Here is a 17,646-nt window from a genome sequence, read left to right as displayed (position 1 = left end):
GATGGAGCAGTCTGGTAGCTCGTCGGGCTCATAACCCGAAGGTCGTCGGTTCAAATCCGGCTCCCGCAACCAATTCTACTAGTAGGTATTACCTTACTAATTTATATCGCGCATTCTAAGTAATGCGCGTTTTGCGTTTTAGACTATGTAGTTTAATTAGGTCAGTTTACTGACTCGCAACCAAGCTTGGCCCTAGGCCACACAGTTTTATGCTTTATTGGTGTGACGCCCCGCTTGGTTCGGGGCGTTGTTGTATCTGCACCTTGCGATTTGTGGCAATTGTCATCAAATTAAAACTTAAACTCAGTATTTTAGGGCTATAAGCCCTTTTTTTGTTTGTATGGAGGATTTTCGTGACAAAACTTGAACAAGATTTAGTAACCATGTTAACGCCTGCGGTAGAAATGTTAGGCTTTGAATTGCATGGTCTTGAATTTGTGCAAGCGGGTCGCCATTCTACCTTAAGAGTATATATTGCTCATGAGGATGGGATCTCAGTTGATAACTGTGCGGATGCAAGTCGCCAAATTAGTGCGATTTTAGACGTCGAAGACCCAATTACAAATGAATATGATTTGGAAGTATCGTCTCCTGGTGTTGATCGTCTATTATTCAAACAAGATCACTACGAGCAGGCGCAAGGAGAGGAAGTACGCGTGCGTACTAAACTTCCACAGGATGGTCGTCGTAATTTTAAAGGCGACTTAGTAGCAGTTAGCAGCGATATGATCACACTATCTAGCGATGGTGCAGAGCATCTGATCATGCTTAGTAACATCGAACGTGCGAATTTAATCGCGAAGTTTTAAATTCGAGTGCGAAGGAATAGGGCAAGCGAGGCATTACCCATGGCAAAAGAGATATTATTGGTTGCTGAAGCCGTTTCCAATGAGAAAGCGGTTCCAAAAGAAAAGATTTTTGAAGCTCTAGAGTTCGCTTTAGCGACAGCTACAAAGAAAAAACACGATGGCGAAATTGAAGTACGCGTAGCAATTGACCGTAAAACCGGTGATTACGATACGTTCCGTCGTTGGCAGATTGCCGCTGTATTAGAAGATGGTTCTTTAGAGAACCCATACAGCGAAATCACTCTAGAAGCAGCACAGGTTGAAGAACCTGATTTGCAAATGGGTGATTATGTTGAAGAGCAAATCGACTCAATCAAATTTGACCGTATTACAACACAAATGGCTAAGCAAGTTATCGTACAAAAAGTACGTGAAGCTGAGCGCGCTTTAGTTGTTGAAGCATACAAAGATCAAGAAGGCGAGCTGGTAACGGGTGTTGTTAAAAAAGCAACTCGCGATGCAATCGTACTTGATTTAGGTAACAACGCAGAAGCGGTAATTTATCGTGATGACATGTTACCACGTGAAAACTTCCGCCCGGGTGACCGTATCCGTGGTCTTTTATATGAAGTTAAGCCTGAAGCACGCGGTGCACAATTATTTGTAACGCGCTCTAAACCTGAAATGCTAATGGAATTATTCCGCATTGAGGTGCCAGAAATTGGCGAAGAGATGATTGAATTACGTGCAGCAGCACGTGATCCAGGTTCACGCGCTAAAATTGCTGTTAAATCTAACGACAAACGCATAGACCCAATTGGTGCATGTGTTGGTATGCGTGGCGCACGAGTTCAGGCTGTATCGTCAGAACTTGGCGGTGAGCGTGTTGATATCGTACTTTACGATGACAACCCGGCACAATTTGTTATCAATGCAATGGCGCCAGCAGAAGTTGCTTCAATCGTAATGGATGAAGACACTCACTCAATGGATATCGCTGTAGAAGCAGATAACCTAGCGCAAGCAATTGGTCGTAATGGTCAAAACGTTCGTTTAGCAAGTCAGTTAACTGGCTGGGAACTAAACGTAATGACTGTTGAAGACATGCGTACTAAAAATGAAGCTGAATCTGATAAGTTACTTAACTTATTCACTGAAAATTTAGAAATTGATGATGAGTTTGCATCATTACTTATCAACGAAGGTTTCTCGACACTTGAAGAAGTGGCGTATGTACCAGCGTCTGAATTTTTAGAAATTGATGGTCTTGATGAAGAGACTGTAGATTTACTGCGCTCACGCGCAAAAGATGCATTGACAACTAAAGCACTTAAAACGGAAGAAAGCTTAGATGGCGCAGAGCCAGCTGAAGACTTACTTGCGCTTGAAGGCTTAGAGCGTCACTTAGCATTTGTTATGGCAAGCAAGGGTGTTGTTACACTTGAAGACTTGGCAGAACAAGGTATTGACGAATTAGTTGATATCACAGAACTTTCATCTGAAAAAGCGGGTGAACTGATTATGGCTGCACGAAACATTTGTTGGTTTGCAGACGAGTAATTTATTAACGGAGGTATTACACACTATGGCAGAAGTAAATGTTGAAAAACTAGCCGGCGATATAGGTACGACTGTTGATAAATTGCTACAGCAGTTTTCACAAGCAGGTATCACTAAGCAAGCAACTGATAACGTAACAGAAGCTGAAAAAGCAACGTTACTTGATCATTTAAGCAAGCATCATGGCGGTACAGGTTCAGATGGCCCAGCGCGTATGACTTTACAACGTAAGAGCAAAAGCACTTTAAGTGTTACGGGCTCTACTGGTAAAGCAAAAGATGTTCAAGTTGAAGTTCGCAAAACACGTACTTACGTGAAGAAAAGCGCAATGGAACAAGAGCAAGAGCAAGCTCGCTTAGCTGCTGAAGAAAAAGTGCGTCTTGAAGAGCAGCAAAAAGCTGACCAAGAAGCCGCAGAATTAAAAGCGAAACAAGAGGCAGAACGCAAAGCGAAAGAAGAAGCCGACCGTAAAGCCAAAGAAGAAGCTAAACGCAAAGCTGATGCAGAGCGTAAAGCGAAACAAAAGCAGATGACCCCAGAGCAAAGTGCTAAGTCTGAGAAAGATCGCATAGAAGCTGAGCGTCTGCAAAAAGAAGCAGAAGAGGCCGCATTGAAGAAAGCTGAAGAAGAAGCGAAACGTCAAGCAGAAGAAGCAAGAAAGCTAGCTGAAGAAAACTCGGCACGCTGGAAGAAAGAAGAAGAAGAACGTAAGAAACGCGAAGAAACAGCGGATCACCATCTTACGACTTCTACTTATGCACGTGAAGCAGAAGATGTTGCCGATGCTCGTGATGAGCAAGGTACACGCCGTGCTAAGAAAAAGAAAAAAGCGCCAGCAAAAGATAAATTTGCAGCGTCAAGAGGCCGTAACAAGTCTAAGTTAAAAGCACCTGCATCATTACAACATGGTTTCCAAAAACCAACTGTTGATGTTAAAAATGAAGTGCGTATTAGCGAAACAATTACAGTAGCTGAGCTTGCATCACGCATGGCCGTTAAAGGCGCTGAAGTTGTTAAAACAATGATGAAAATGGGTGACATGGTTACTATTAACCAAGTGATTGACCAAGAAGCTGCACAATTAGTTGCAGAAGAAATGGGTCACAAGGTTATCATTGTTAAAGAAAACGAATTAGAGCAAACAGTACTTAATGACCGCCACGAAGATGGTAAGTCAGAGCCACGTGCTCCAGTAGTAACTGTAATGGGTCACGTTGACCATGGTAAAACATCAACTCTTGATTACATTCGTTCTGCGAAGGTTGCTTCTGGCGAAGCCGGTGGTATTACACAGCATATTGGTGCATACCATGTTGATGTAAACGGTCACATGATCACCTTCTTAGATACACCAGGACATGCTGCATTTACTTCAATGCGTGCTCGTGGTGCTAAAGCGACTGATATCGTAATCCTAGTAGTTGCAGCAGATGATGGCGTTATGCCACAAACTAAAGAAGCGGTACAGCATGCTCGTGCAGCTGGCGTTCCTTTAATCATCGCAGTAAACAAAATGGATAAAGAAGGCGCAGATCCAGATCGTGTTAAAAACGAACTTGCTGTACTAGACGTTATTCCAGAAGAATGGGGCGGCGATACGCAGTACGTTCATATCTCAGCTAAAACTGGCTTAGGTATTGACGACCTTCTTGAAGCAGTATTGAACCAATCTGAACTTTTAGAGCTTTCTGCACCTACTGAAGGTATGGCGGCTGGTGTTGTTATTGAATCTCGTCTTGATAAAGGCCGTGGTCCAGTAGCATCAGTACTTGTTCAATCTGGTACGCTTAACCAAGGTGACATTGTATTATGTGGTCTTGAGTATGGCCGTGTTCGTGCAATGCGCGATGAAAACGGTAAAGACATTAAGTCAGCTGGTCCATCTATCCCAGTTGAGATTTTAGGTCTTTCTGGTATTCCTGCTGCAGGCGACGAAGCGACTGTAGTTAAAGATGAGCGTAAAGCGCGTGAAGTTGCTTTATACCGTCAAGGTAAGTTCCGCGATGTTAAACTAGCACGTCAGCAAAAAGCTAAGCTTGAAAACATGTTTACTAACATGACTGAAGGCGATGTTTCTGAAGTTAACGTGGTACTTAAAGCAGACGTTCAAGGTTCTATCGAAGCAATCTCTGATTCACTAACTAAACTTTCTACTGATGAAGTGAAAGTGAAGATTGTTGGTTCAGGTGTTGGTGGTATTACCGAAACTGATGCAACACTAGCTGCAGCGTCTAACGCAATTGTAGTTGGCTTTAACGTTCGTGCTGATGCTTCAGCTCGTAAAGTTATCGAGACTGAAAACTTAGACCTACGTTACTACAGCGTAATCTACAGCTTGATTGACGAAGTTAAACAAGCAATGTCAGGTATGCTAGCGCCAGAGTTTAAACAAGAAATCATTGGTCTTGCTCAAGTTCGTGACGTATTCAAGTCTCCAAAAATTGGCGCAATCGCTGGTTGTATGGTTACTGAAGGTGTTATTAAACGTAGCGCTCCAATCCGTGTACTACGTGAAAACGTTGTTATCTATGAAGGTGAACTTGAGTCACTTCGTCGCTTTAAAGACGATGTTGCTGATGTTCGTAACGGCATGGAATGTGGTATCGGCGTTAAGAACTACAATGACGTACGTGTTGGTGACCAAATCGAAGTATTCGAAACAGTTGAAGTACAACGTACTCTATAATTGTTACTAGGGAGTATTGAACGCTCAGGTTAACGCCGGACGTTCTACACACCCTACGCTAAGATTTTAAATGGGGGCTTAGCCCCCATTTGCATATCCATTATTTAGTTAACTTATTATTTAATTTCAATAAGTTATTATTTTAGGACAAGTATAATGAGAGAATTTTCTCGCACTGATCGTGTTGCACAGCAAATCCAAAAAGAGATTGCTGTAATTTTACAACGCGAAATTAAAGATCCACGCTTAGGTATGGTGACAGTGTCAGCGGTAGAAGTATCGCGCGATTTATCTTATGCCAAAATTTTCATTACTGTGTTTAACACACAAGATGAAGACGCAGCAAAGCAAAGCGCAAAAGTACTTAATGAAGCAACGGGCTATATTCGCTCGTTACTTGGTAAGCGTATCCGTGCACGTATAATGCCTGAGTTAAAGTTTGTAGTTGATAACTCATTAATGGAAGGTATGCGTATTTCTAATTTAGTGGATTCTATTATCCGCGAAGATAACGCAAAGCATGTAGATGAAGACGTAGAAAGTGTTGATGCTGCTGATGTTTCAGATAGCGAAGAAGGTACTGATCACGTAGACGATACAGATAGCGAAGAAGGCACTGATACAGATGGCAAAGCGCAGTAAAGGCCGTGCAGTTGACGGTATTTTGTTGTTAAACAAACCTGAAGGCATTTCATCAAATAAAGCATTACAGCAAGCAAAAAGTGTTTATTTTGCGCAAAAAGCTGGGCACACAGGTGCTTTAGATCCACTTGCCACAGGTATGCTGCCAATTTGTTTTGGTGAAGCGACTAAGTTTACGCAGTTTTTACTCGATACAGATAAAACCTATATCGTTCGTGCACAACTGGGTGAGCGTACAACAACATCAGATTCTGATGGCGAAATTGTTAGCACTAAAGATGTGAACGTTACACGTGAACAGCTAACAAAAGAAATAGCTGCTTTTGTTGGTGAGTCTGAACAATATCCGTCAATGTACTCAGCTCTTAAGTACCAAGGTAGACCGTTATATAAGTACGCGCGCGAAGGTATTGAAGTTCCTCGTAAATGCAGAAAAATAAACGTGTTTAGCTTATCGTTTGACGAATTTGATGAACAAAGCAACGTATTACAAATGACGGCCCATGTATCTAAAGGGACCTACATTCGTACAATCGTTGATGATTTAGGCGAAAACCTAGGCTGTGGCGCACACGTTATTATGCTCCACAGAACCGCTGTTGGTCAGTATCCGGCAGATAAAATGGTCTCGCTTGATGAGATTGAAGCGTTGCTTGCTAAAGCGAAAGAAGAAGAGCTTGCGCCTTCAACTTATTTAGACTCGCTATTGCTACCAATTGATACTGCTTTAACTGATTTACCCGTTGTTGAAATTACAAAAGAACAAGGGGGAATTTTTAGTCACGGGCAAGCTGTAGAATTATCAATCGCTTTACCTGATGGTGCAATTAAAGTTGTTGCGGATAATATATTTATTGGTACTGGTGAGCGTAACTCAAACGGTCATTTAAAGGTTAAACGTGGTCTTGCTAGTCAGCAAGACGATTACGTGAAGCCTGAATAAGCAACTAATGTGCCTAACGGTGGCTTATTAGTTGTAGTTGGGGATAATTAGCTTGTAGTTATTCCTACAGTTGGTAGAATACGCCCGCTTAATCGTTTTGGCTGAATTAGTGATCGGCTAAGACACCTTTTAAATTTAATTTTTGGAGTTACTATGTCACTAAGCAATCAAGAAAAAATCGATATCATTGCTAAATTTGCACGTGCAGAAGGCGATACAGGTTCATCAGAAGTACAAGTAGCATTACTTACTTTTGACATCAACAAGCTTCAAGGTCACTTTGCTGATCACAAGCATGACTTCCACTCACGTCGTGGTCTGCTTCGTAAAGTAAGCACTCGCCGTAAACTACTTGATTACCTTAAAGGTAAAGACATCACTAGTTATACTGCGTTAATCAAAGAACTTGGCCTACGTCGCTAAGAACTAGATTATAGAAAAAGGAGCTTTTTAGCTCCTTTTTTTGTGCCTGAAATTTGTGTTTCCAAATTAAGAAAATTCTTAAACCTATTGAATTATAATATAAAACCCCCATTTCATAGCCTACCAATAGCTGTTGTATTTACCCGCTAATTAGCCCAGTTTAAATCTAGTAGCTAGTGTGTGTTGACCTTTCGTGATTAATTTTGCAGCTGTATGTTTGGTCTTTAGGCAAGGCAGCGCCTATGTAGTGTGGTTATTCCCCATAAATAGGCGATAACGCAGCATAAATGCCAAACATGCGCTGCCCTGCGGGTTCATCCTAGGGGCGATTAACTCTTTGTTGCTCGATTTTTACTTAGCCCACTAGGTTACAAATCTCGCGCCGTGATTAAATCGACCCTAGATTGAACAAATTTCAATCCACAAAGATCAACACACCCTAGACTCGCATTTTGAAGCAGCTTTGGTATATACTATGCGCGTAGGTAAAAAGGTTTATCTACGCTTATTCACATCATTGCCAATTGTAGTACTTAATTGATTTCCAACTGAATACAATTATGTACTGTAATTGGTACTTTGATGACAACTTATTAGAATACATTTAAGGAATATTTTAAGTGCAAGCAATTATTAAAGAATTCAAACTAGGTCAACATACAGTGACTCTAGAAACTGGTGCAATCGCTCGTCAAGCAGACGGCGCTGTACTTGCAAGCATTGGCGACACTTCAGTTTTAGTAACTGTTGTTGGTAAGCGTGAAGCACAACCTGGCCAAGACTTTTTCCCACTAACAGTTAACTACCAAGAGCGTATGTACGCTGCTGGTCGTATCCCAGGTGGTTTCTTAAAGCGTGAAGGTCGTCCTAACGATGGCGAAACACTTATTGCACGTCTTATTGACCGTCCAATTCGTCCACTTTTCCCAAGCGGTTTTGTAAACGAAGTACAAGTTATTGCTACTGTTGTTTCTGTTAACCCTGAAATCCAACCTGATATGGTTGCGATGATTGGTACTTCAGCAGCACTTGCTATCTCTGGTATCCCGTTCAGTGGTCCAATTGGTGCATCTCGCGTTGGTTACATCAACGGCGAATATGTACTTAACCCTACATTAAAAGAGCTTGAAGAAAGCCAACTTGATTTAGTGGTAGCCGGTACTGATAAAGCGGTACTTATGGTTGAATCAGAAGCTAACGTACTTGCAGAAGACGTAATGCTTGGCGCTGTTGTATATGGTCATGAGCAATCTCAAGCGATCATCACTGCAATCGAAGAATTTAAAGCAGAAGCAGGCAAGCCTACTTGGGATTGGACTGCACCAGCTAAAAACGTTGCACTAGAAGATAAAGTTGCAGCAATTGCTGCTGATAAAGTAGGCGCAGCTTACTTAATCACTGATAAAGTAGCGCGTAAAGAAGCACTTGGCGTAGCTAAAGATGAAGTTGTTGCAGTGTTAACAACTGAACTTGCTGAAGGCGAGTCTTTAGATAAGCAAGAAATTGGTAAAATATTCGGTTCACTTGAGAAGAAAATCGTTCGTGGCCGTATCGCTTCTGGCGAAAAACGTATCGATGGTCGTGAACCAGATATGATTCGTGCACTAGATGTAATGACTGGCGTATTACCGCGTACTCACGGTTCTGCTATCTTTACTCGTGGCGAAACTCAAGCGTTAGTAACAGCTACACTTGGTACAGAACGTGATTCACAGTTAATCGACGATTTAACTGGTACTCATAAAAACCACTTTATGCTTAACTACAACTTCCCTCCATTCTGTGTAGGTGAAACTGGTTTTGTTGGTTCTCCTAAGCGTCGTGAAATCGGCCATGGTAACCTTGCTAAGCGTGGTATTGCTGCTGTAATGCCAACATTGACTGAATTCCCATATTCAATCCGTGTAGTATCTGAAATCACTGAATCAAACGGTTCATCTTCAATGGCTTCTGTATGTGGTACTTCACTTGCACTTATGAATGCTGGTGTACCAATTAAAGCATCTGTTGCAGGTATTGCGATGGGTCTAGTTAAAGAAGACGATAAATTCGTTGTTCTTTCTGACATCTTAGGTGATGAAGATCACTTAGGTGACATGGACTTTAAAGTTGCCGGTACTGCTGCTGGTATTACAGCACTTCAAATGGATATCAAAATCGAAGGTATCACTCAAGAAATCATGCAAATTGCGCTTAAACAAGCAAAAGCTGCACGTTTACATATCTTAGAAGTGATGGATGAAGCAATTTCTGCTCCTTCTGAAGAGCTATCAATGTTTGCTCCTCGCATATACACAATGAAAATCCCACAGAAGAAAATCGCTGAAGTTATCGGTAAAGGTGGCGCAACTATTCGTCAGCTTACTGAAGAAACTGGTACAACGATTGAAATCGGTGACGACGGTACAATTAAAATTGCCGCTACAGATGGCGAAAGTGCAGCTAATGCAATTAGCCGTATTGAGCAATTAACAGCTGAACTTGAAGTAGGTACTATCTACGAAGGTAAAGTTGTACGTATTGTTGATTTCGGTGCGTTTGTAAACATTCTTCCTGGTAAAGATGGTCTAGTACATATTTCTCAAATTAGTACTGAGCGCGTTAATAACGTGGCTGATCACCTTTCTGAAGGTCAAGAAGTTAAAGTTAAAGTACTAGAAGTAGATCGCCAAGGCCGTGTACGTCTAAGTATTAAAGAAGCAATGGAATCAGCAGCACCTGCAGCTGACGCGCCAACTGACGCGTAATTGTTAACTTATTAATCTAGTTATATTAGCTAGATGATAAAAAAGGGGCTGTTTAGCCCCTTTTTTTTATGCTTTAATGAAACCTTATTGGACAAGGTCTGTCTTATATTAATCGCGATATATCTTGGTATTAAGGATTTTAATGATACTCAAACATTTAGCTTTGGCATCTTTTGCTATTTTGTCTTTAAGCGCTTGCCAAACTACAACAGATTCAGAACCAACCCCGATTGTTAATGTGCCATTTACTGCACCTTTAGCCTCTGACTTTAGAAGTGAAATTGCTATTGCACGCTACTCGGAGTTATTGAATAGGGCTGACTTAAGCGAAGAGCAACAAGCTAAGCTTTATTACGACCGTGGTGTACTTTTCGATAGTCTAGGTATGACCACTCTTTCGCGTATTGATTTTAACCGCGCAGTAAAACTTAAGCCTGATTTAGCTGAAGTATATAATTTTTTAGGTATTCAACATACGCTTATGCAGCAGTACGAAAAAGCCTATGAGTTTTTCGATTCAGCTCTTGAGCTTGATGAAGAGCATGAATATGCTTATTTAAATAGAGGTATAGCCCTTTATTACGGCGATAGAGCTGGCCTTGCTAAAAATGACTTTAACGAGTTTTTAGCCCGTTCTCCTAAAGATCCGTACCGTGTTTTATGGGTTTATTTAGCCCAGGCACAAGAGGATAAAGTAATCGCACTTGATGCACTTAAACAAAATGCGACTGCGCTTGATGATTCGCAATGGGCGTATCAGTTAATTTCTCTTTATACGGGCGATATGAGTGAACATGCATTTTTATCAGGCATTAGTGATGGTGTTAGAACTGAGCAAGAATATGCGCAGCGTTTATGTGAAGCTTATTTTTACTTAGCCAAAATGCATCAAGCAGCGGGTGAGCTTTATTTAGCATCAGACTATTTTAGGCTTGCGCTAGCAACCAATGTACATGAGTTTATTGAGTACAAATATGCGCGTTTAGAACTTGAGTTGATGGAAGGTGTTGACGCAAGTTAAGCGTTTTAAATTAATAGGTGTATTACTATGTTGTTTGTTAATTACAGGCTCGAGTAATCACCTTGGCGCTATTGGCTTTTGGCATGTTTTAAATACAAAAGCCAATGTTCTACAAAGTTATTGGAATTCACCAGCTTATTTTTCTGATCACCTAGAGCAGTTACCAAAGACCTCTTTAGCTATACTTGCTCGCAGTAAAGTTTCCTCAGCACAATATATGTATTCTCTTAAGCTTATTAAAAGTAGGCAGAGTGATACTGCAAAACAATTTTGGCTCTCCGCTATAAATGACTTAACAATCCCAGAGCGTAAAATATTAGCAACAAAGTTACTTGAGCAATCACGTTGGAGCGATTTAGAGTTACTCGCTAGTAAAAACAAATTACCAGCAGGGGATGTACTAAATCATCTAAAACTTCAGTTAAAAATACCACAGAGTAAAATATCTACTGCGTTTATCCACGATCTCGGTTTTTCATCTTTAAAAAATATAAGTAAGCCTAATAAGCAATGTATATTTAACGTGCTGACTATGAGCGATCATCGCAGTGGCTTATATAAACTTACAGAGTTTATTAATGCTTATAATAAACAACCAGAGCCCCGTGAAAATATTTTTTGCTTTTCAAAACCCGTTTACGTTGCGGGTATGCTTGAGTGTAAAAGTAGTACTAGTCAAATAGCAAAGTGTGACTGGCAATCATCTAAACTTAATAGCCAGCTTCCTAACAATTTTGATTTTATAGTGATGATGCCAAAAGGCGGAACGGCTAATGTTACGAATGGGACAATGCTAATAAACTCAAAAGCAAAATACAGTGTGTTTTTGCATGAGCTGATGCATTTTAACGGTTTTGAAGATGAATACGCTTTGCCTAAAACTAAGCAAGCATGGTTGTGTGCAAAAACAGGTTTTGTTGCACCTAATTTATTTATTTCTCATGGTGAGTCGCCGCCAACAGGTTGGCATAAAGCAAAGAGTTGCCAGGTAGGAGGTATTGCTTATAAACCTAGTGAAAATTGGTCTATTATGCAATATCAGCAGTTAGGGCTCTCAGCGCAGTATAGACAACTTTGGTTGAAACATTTAGATATGACCAATGGTAACTTTCATCGTCACCCTGGCGCGCTTACATTTGCAAATAAGGCCATATTAAATTAACAATTATCAGTATTAATTAATTGTTTTTTTAGGCTTAATAAATTGTTAGTTCTTGTTTAAAAAACACCCATACAGAACCGCTTTTTATAGACAAAATCAGTGTTTTTCAGTATAACTATAGTCATTAATGTCGTTTAAAAACAGGCAGTAAAAGCATCACTTAGTATTAAAAAGAGATGCCCTAATAAACTTATGATAATAAAAGGCCCTACATTATGACTTTGCTCTGGATACCCTTGTTATCCTTAATTGGCAGTGTTATTTCTGCATGCACAGGTAAGTTATCCCGCAATTTAAGCACTAGTTTAACGGCTCTTGCGCCTTTGACGGCTTTGGGGATTACTCTATACCATGCACCTGCCGTTTTAGCGGGCGAAACCATTCGTTATTCTTTAGCTTGGATCCCGTCAATAGGACTCGATTTGTCTCTGCGGTTAGACGGCCTCAGTTTATTGTTTATGTTTATGATTTTAGGCATAGGCTTGCTCGTTATCCTCTACACCCGTTACTACCTAAGCGCTAATGACTCAATGGCTAAGCTATATAGTTACTTAATGCTATTTATGACTGCAATGCTTGGTATTGTTATGTCTAACAACGTCATTCAACTGTGGTTGTTTTGGGAATTAACGAGCATCAGCTCATTTTTATTAATTAGTTTTTGGTGGCATAAATCAGAAGCGCGAAAAGGCGCACGTATGGCGCTTGCTGTAACAGGCGCGGGCGGCTTAGCGTTACTTGCTGGATTGATGCTATTAGGTGATATTGTTGGTAGTTACGACCTAGATGTTATTCTAGCGAGTAAAGCAATAATTCAATCTCATGATTTATACGAAGTAGCATTGGTATTGGTGCTACTGGGTGCGTTTACTAAATCGGCACAATTTCCATTTCACTTTTGGCTTCCTCATGCAATGGCAGCGCCTACGCCAGTAAGCGCGTATTTACATTCTGCGACGATGGTAAAAGCCGGTATATTTTTGTTAGCACGTTTTCATCCTGCTTTGGCAGGCACCGATACTTGGTTCTTGCTCGTTGGGTTAACGGGTTTAGCTACGCTGTTGTTTGGCGCTTATATAGCACTATTCAAACACGACTTAAAAGGCTTGTTAGCCTATTCAACAATAAGCCATTTGGGTTTAATAACGCTATTACTCGGACTTGATACTGAGCTTGCGACTGTTGCTGCTATTTTTCACATAATTAACCATGCAACGTTTAAAGCGTCGTTATTTATGGCCGTTGGTATTATTGATCACGAAACGGGCACGCGCGATATGCGTAAATTAAATGGTATGTGGCGATACTTACCATACACTGCAACGCTTGCGATGGTCGCGGCGGCTGCAATGGCAGGAGTTCCTTTACTAAATGGCTTCTTGTCTAAAGAAATGTTTTTTGCAGAAACGCTACACCAGCAAGTGCTTGGTTCTATGTCGTGGTTAATTCCAGTACTGGCAACTGTTGCAGGTGCATTAGCTGTTGCGTACTCAGCACGCTTTATTCATGACGTGTTTTTTAATGGTGAACCAATTGATTTACCTCGTACGCCGCATGAGCCACCGCGCTATATGCGTGTACCAATAGAAATACTCGTTGTGATTTGTTTGTTAGTGGGTATGTTCCCGCACTTTACAATTGATGGCATTTTATCTGCGGCGTCTTTAGCTGTACTTGGAAAAGAAATGCCGGTGTACGAATTGGCTATCTGGCATGGGTTTAACTTGCCTCTACTAATGAGTGCGATGGCGATTGCTGGCGGCTTATTTATTTATATTAATCGTAAATATCTATTTCAATTTCAAGCATCGTTACCACCTCTAAACGCTAAAAAAACGTTTGAACGTGTGATATTAAGCGTTATTGCTTGGTGTCAGTCAAAGGTAAGCAGTACAGAAAATGGATCACTACAGCGCTACCTTGTAATTATGCTAGCAGTAGTATTACTGTGTGCGGGTTGGCCATTATTTGAAATGCAACAACTTGCCGGTAGCATGCCACTTACGCCTGTTGATGTGCACAATGCAATTGGTGCAGGCTTATTGATTATTGGTGCTCTTGCTACCGTTATTTGGCATCGCTCTCGAATGGTGTCGCTATTAATGCTCTCAATTGTAGGGTTAATGGTGTCGGTTGTATTTACACGCTTTTCTGCTCCAGATTTAGCGCTTACGCAGCTAACTGTTGAGGTTGTTACTATTATTTTACTTATGCTGGCATTGTTTTTCTTGCCTCAGCATACGCCAAAAGAGTCAAGTTCATTACGCGTACTTCGAGACTTAGCAATAGCCTCTACGTTAGGTGTAGTGATAGCGAGTATTTGTTATGCATTACTTACACGTCCATTAGATTCAATCTCAGACTTCTTTATTGCTAACGCTAAAATTGGTGGCGGTGGTACTAACGTAGTTAACGTTATTCTAGTCGACTTTAGGGGCTTTGATACGCTTGGTGAAATTACCGTATTAGGCATTGCCGCATTAGGTATATTTAAAGTACTTTCTCGAATCCCATTATTTATGCCAGCGAGCGACAGCGAAGGGCGCCCATGGGCACGAGAGCGCCATCCAATATTACTGGCGAGTATTTCACAAAGTTTATTACCGCTTGCGTTATTGGTTTCTGCATATATTTTCTTACGCGGGCATAACTTACCTGGTGGTGGCTTTATTGCTGGGTTAGTAACATCAATCGCGTTTATTTTGCAATACATGGCGCATGGTACAGCATGGATAAACGAACGCTTTGATGTTAATTATCGCAAAATTATAGCTTCAGGCATTGGTATTTCTTTGTTTACAGGTGTGGGTAGTTGGTTCTTCGATAAGCCATTTTTAACAACTTGGTTTGACTACTTTGATATTCCGTTTGTCGGTAAAACAGAGCTTGCCAGCGCGATTGCATTTGACCTAGGTGTTTACTTAACTGTTGTAGGCGCTACGTTAATGATTTTAGCAAGCTTAGGTAATATGACAGCAGATACCCAGAAAAAAGAGGTAAATATTTAATGGAATTATTGTACGCATCTTGCGTTGGAGTATTGGTCAGTTGCGGTGTGTTTTTACTGCTAAGAGCTCGTACGTTCCCTGTAGTACTTGGGCTTACTATGATTTCATACGCTGTTAACTTATTTTTGTTTTCAGCAGGTCGCCTTACTATTAATAAAGCGGTAGTACTTGGTACTGGCACAGAATACGCCGATCCTCTACCTCAAGCATTAGTACTAACTGCAATAGTGATTGGTTTTGCGATGACTGCATTTGTGGTTATTTTGGCAATACGTGGGCGCGCCGATTTAGGTAGTGACCATGTTGATGGTTATGTGCCTAACACCTCTGCAGATAATAAGGAGCAAAAATGATCCAACATTTAGCTTCGCTACCTATTTTATTACCTATGCTGACGGCAGTTATTTTATTGCTGCCGCCATGTGGTAAAAGCGTCAAAATTCGCCGCTTAGTTTCAATTGTAATGGCAATAGCTACTTTTGCCATTAGTGTGCTTTTACTTGTACATATTAATAATACAGGTATTAATGTTTACGCTATTGGTAGTTGGTCTGCACCATTTGGGATAGTCTTAGTCGCTGACATGTTATCTACCTTATTGGTTACGTTAACTTCACTTTTAGGTTTGGGCGCTATTTTATATGGTAGTGCTGGCGATGATGAAAAGGGCAGCTTTTATCATCCACTTGTCCACTTTTTAATATTGGGTGTAAATGGCGCGTTTTTAACTGGCGATTTATTTAACCTATTTGTTTTTTTTGAAGTGTTACTGATTGCATCATATGCACTGTTAATGCACGCAGGTGATAAACAAAACACTCGTGCGGCACTGCAATATGTAATATTAAATTTAGTTGGCTCAAGCGTGTTTTTAATCGGTTTGGGTATTTTGTACGGTGTACTTGGTACGCTTAATATTGCAGATATGGCGCAAAAAGTATCACAGCTTTCGGGCGATGATGTATACCTAGCAAAAGCAGGTGGTTTATTACTACTCATTGTATTTGCTTTAAAGGCCGCACTATTACCTCTGCATTTATGGCTTCCAAATACGTATTCAAGCGCTAAACCTGTAGTTGCAGCATTGTTTGCGATTATGACCAAAGTAGGCGTTTACGCCATGCTTCGTGTTTACACGGTGATATTTGGCGAACAAGCAGGAGCGCTTGAACATATGGCGCAGCCTTGGCTTTGGGGCTTAGCAATTGCCACCATTATAGTTGGTGCCATTGGCGTTATGGCAGCGCAAGACTTACGTAAACTCACCTCTAACTTAGTATTAGTATCGGTAGGTACGTTGGTTGCGCTAATTGCATTGCAAAATGTAAATGCCACTGCTGCACTTTTATATTATTTAGTGCATTCAACAGTTGTTAGTGCCGCACTGTTTTTACTAGCAGACCTTGTTTCTACGCAGCGCGGTAAAGTTGGTGATAGGCTAGTAGCGGGTCGCTCTGTTAAACAACCATTTTTATTAGGTGTGTGCTTTATTGTTGCGGCTTTAACTGTAGTTGGTATGCCGCCACTATCAGGCTTTGTAGGTAAAATTTGGATACTTAAAGCCACATTAAATAGTGAGCAAGCTTTACTATTTTGGCCTGTATATTTAGTAACAAGCTTCGCGTTGTTGGTAGCGCTTTCGCGTGCTGGCACGACCTTGTTTTGGGAGCATAAAAGTAAAAATAGCGAAAACGCAGATTGTGCAAATGCACACCCGTTGCAGGTAATTGTAATTATAGGTTTACTTGCGTGTTCGCCATTGCTCGTTATTTTTGGCGGACCAATAAGTGAATACATGCTAGGTGCTGCTACTCAGTTACATGATATAAGCGGCGGTATTAATGCTGTACTTAAAGGAGGCATGTGATGAGATTACAAGCCCGTTTTCGTTGGTTACCAACGCCATTTCGTAGCTTATTTTTGTTTATGGTTTGGCTATTGTTAAATAATAGCGTGTCGGTAGGGCACTTAGTATTAGCGACTATTTTTGCAATACTTATCCCGATATTAAGTTTTTCGCTTCGCGAGCCTCAGCCACTAATTTTAAAGCCGGGCTTGGCTCTTAAGCAGTTGCTTATTGTGCTGTACGATATTGTCGTAGCAAATTTACAAGTGGCTTTACTTATACTTGGGCCATCTAAAAATTTGCGTCCGGCATTTATAAAAGTACCGATAGATTTAACTCATGATATGCCAATTACCATATTGGCCAGTAGTGTATCGCTTACACCCGGTACAGTGAGTGCAGAGGTTTACCCAATTGCTGAATCGTTACCTGAGGGTGAAGAGCCAACACAACGCTACTTATTAATACATGTGCTTGACCTTAAAGATGAAGAAGCACTTATCAAACAAATAAAACAACGCTACGAAGCTCCACTAAAGGAGATATTTCAATGTTAGACACCGTATTACTCATTGTTTTTTCGATGATTGGCTTATCATTATTGCTTAATTTATGGCGATTGATCATTGGTCCATCAGTGCCTGATCGTGTTTTAGCGCTCGATACAATGTACATTAACGTCATTGCACTGATTATTTTATATAGCATTAGTATGGATACAGGGCTTTATTTTGAAGCTGCACTGCTTATTGCCATGCTAGGTTTCATAAGTACAGTTGCAGTGTGTAAGTATTTACTACGTGGCGATATAATTGAATAA

At 40.8% G+C, this 17,646-nt stretch carries 14 protein-coding genes; all 14 read left to right on the top strand.

The window, feature by feature from the left end; translation table 11 throughout:
• Nucleotides 1-353: 353 nt before the first annotated feature.
• The 14 genes from rimP (at nt 354) to I6E72_RS10745 (ending at nt 17,646) form a co-directional block, all read left to right on the top strand.
• Nucleotides 354-809: a ribosome maturation factor RimP gene (rimP, locus tag I6E72_RS10810; RefSeq protein WP_002958482.1), complete on the top strand. Its 456-nt coding sequence runs from the start codon at nt 354-356 to the stop codon at nt 807-809.
• A 39-nt stretch (nt 810-848) separates the two neighbouring features.
• Nucleotides 849-2,348, top strand: a complete 1,500-nt coding sequence (gene nusA / locus I6E72_RS10805; RefSeq protein ID WP_007585502.1) for a transcription termination factor NusA — start codon at nt 849-851, stop codon at nt 2,346-2,348.
• Nucleotides 2,349-2,373: 25 nt separating this feature from the next.
• A complete protein-coding gene (infB, locus tag I6E72_RS10800; RefSeq protein ID WP_007585504.1) occupies nt 2,374-5,034 on the top strand; it encodes a translation initiation factor IF-2 in 2,661 nt (886 codons plus the stop codon).
• Nucleotides 5,035-5,190: 156 nt separating this feature from the next.
• Nucleotides 5,191-5,676, top strand: a complete 486-nt coding sequence (gene rbfA / locus I6E72_RS10795; protein ID WP_007585506.1) for a 30S ribosome-binding factor RbfA — start codon at nt 5,191-5,193, stop codon at nt 5,674-5,676.
• On the top strand, nt 5,660-6,619 hold the full coding sequence (gene truB, locus I6E72_RS10790; RefSeq protein WP_007585508.1) for a tRNA pseudouridine(55) synthase TruB: 960 nt from the start codon (nt 5,660-5,662) through the stop codon (nt 6,617-6,619). Before rbfA ends, truB begins: the two co-directional genes overlap by 17 nt.
• Nucleotides 6,620-6,772: 153 nt before the next feature.
• Nucleotides 6,773-7,042, top strand: a complete 270-nt coding sequence (rpsO, locus tag I6E72_RS10785) for a 30S ribosomal protein S15 (RefSeq protein ID WP_007585509.1) — start codon at nt 6,773-6,775, stop codon at nt 7,040-7,042.
• 620 nt (nt 7,043-7,662) lie between these two features.
• The gene (gene pnp / locus I6E72_RS10780; protein WP_197101592.1) at nt 7,663-9,789 is read left to right on the top strand and encodes a polyribonucleotide nucleotidyltransferase; all 2,127 of its coding nucleotides are present in this window, start codon (nt 7,663-7,665) and stop codon (nt 9,787-9,789) included.
• 142 nt (nt 9,790-9,931) lie between these two features.
• Nucleotides 9,932-10,810, top strand: a complete 879-nt coding sequence (gene nlpI / locus I6E72_RS10775) for a lipoprotein NlpI (RefSeq protein ID WP_197101594.1) — start codon at nt 9,932-9,934, stop codon at nt 10,808-10,810.
• Nucleotides 10,797-11,972: a hypothetical protein gene (locus I6E72_RS10770; RefSeq protein WP_197112273.1), complete on the top strand. Its 1,176-nt coding sequence runs from the start codon at nt 10,797-10,799 to the stop codon at nt 11,970-11,972. The genes nlpI and I6E72_RS10770 overlap by 14 nt, the downstream gene beginning before the upstream one ends.
• Before the next feature lie 215 nt (nt 11,973-12,187).
• Complete coding sequence (locus I6E72_RS10765; RefSeq protein ID WP_033027043.1) at nt 12,188-14,980, top strand: monovalent cation/H+ antiporter subunit A; 2,793 nt, start codon at nt 12,188-12,190, stop codon at nt 14,978-14,980.
• On the top strand, nt 14,980-15,333 hold the full coding sequence (locus tag I6E72_RS10760; RefSeq protein WP_010554685.1) for a Na+/H+ antiporter subunit C: 354 nt from the start codon (nt 14,980-14,982) through the stop codon (nt 15,331-15,333). The genes I6E72_RS10765 and I6E72_RS10760 overlap by 1 nt, the downstream gene beginning before the upstream one ends.
• Nucleotides 15,330-16,847: a monovalent cation/H+ antiporter subunit D gene (locus tag I6E72_RS10755; protein ID WP_007585521.1), complete on the top strand. Its 1,518-nt coding sequence runs from the start codon at nt 15,330-15,332 to the stop codon at nt 16,845-16,847. Before I6E72_RS10760 ends, I6E72_RS10755 begins: the two co-directional genes overlap by 4 nt.
• Entirely contained in the window at nt 16,847-17,383 is a 537-nt protein-coding gene (locus I6E72_RS10750; RefSeq protein ID WP_007585523.1) for a Na+/H+ antiporter subunit E, read from the top strand. The genes I6E72_RS10755 and I6E72_RS10750 overlap by 1 nt, the downstream gene beginning before the upstream one ends.
• The gene (locus tag I6E72_RS10745) at nt 17,377-17,646 is read left to right on the top strand and encodes a K+/H+ antiporter subunit F (RefSeq protein ID WP_007378493.1); all 270 of its coding nucleotides are present in this window, start codon (nt 17,377-17,379) and stop codon (nt 17,644-17,646) included. The genes I6E72_RS10750 and I6E72_RS10745 overlap by 7 nt, the downstream gene beginning before the upstream one ends.

This window comes from Pseudoalteromonas sp. NSLLW24 (assembly GCF_015864725.1).
GTDB lineage: Bacteria > Pseudomonadota > Gammaproteobacteria > Enterobacterales > Alteromonadaceae > Pseudoalteromonas > Pseudoalteromonas arctica.
Note: the sequence above shows the minus strand (reverse complement) of the source record. Positions and strands in the feature narration are given on the sequence as shown.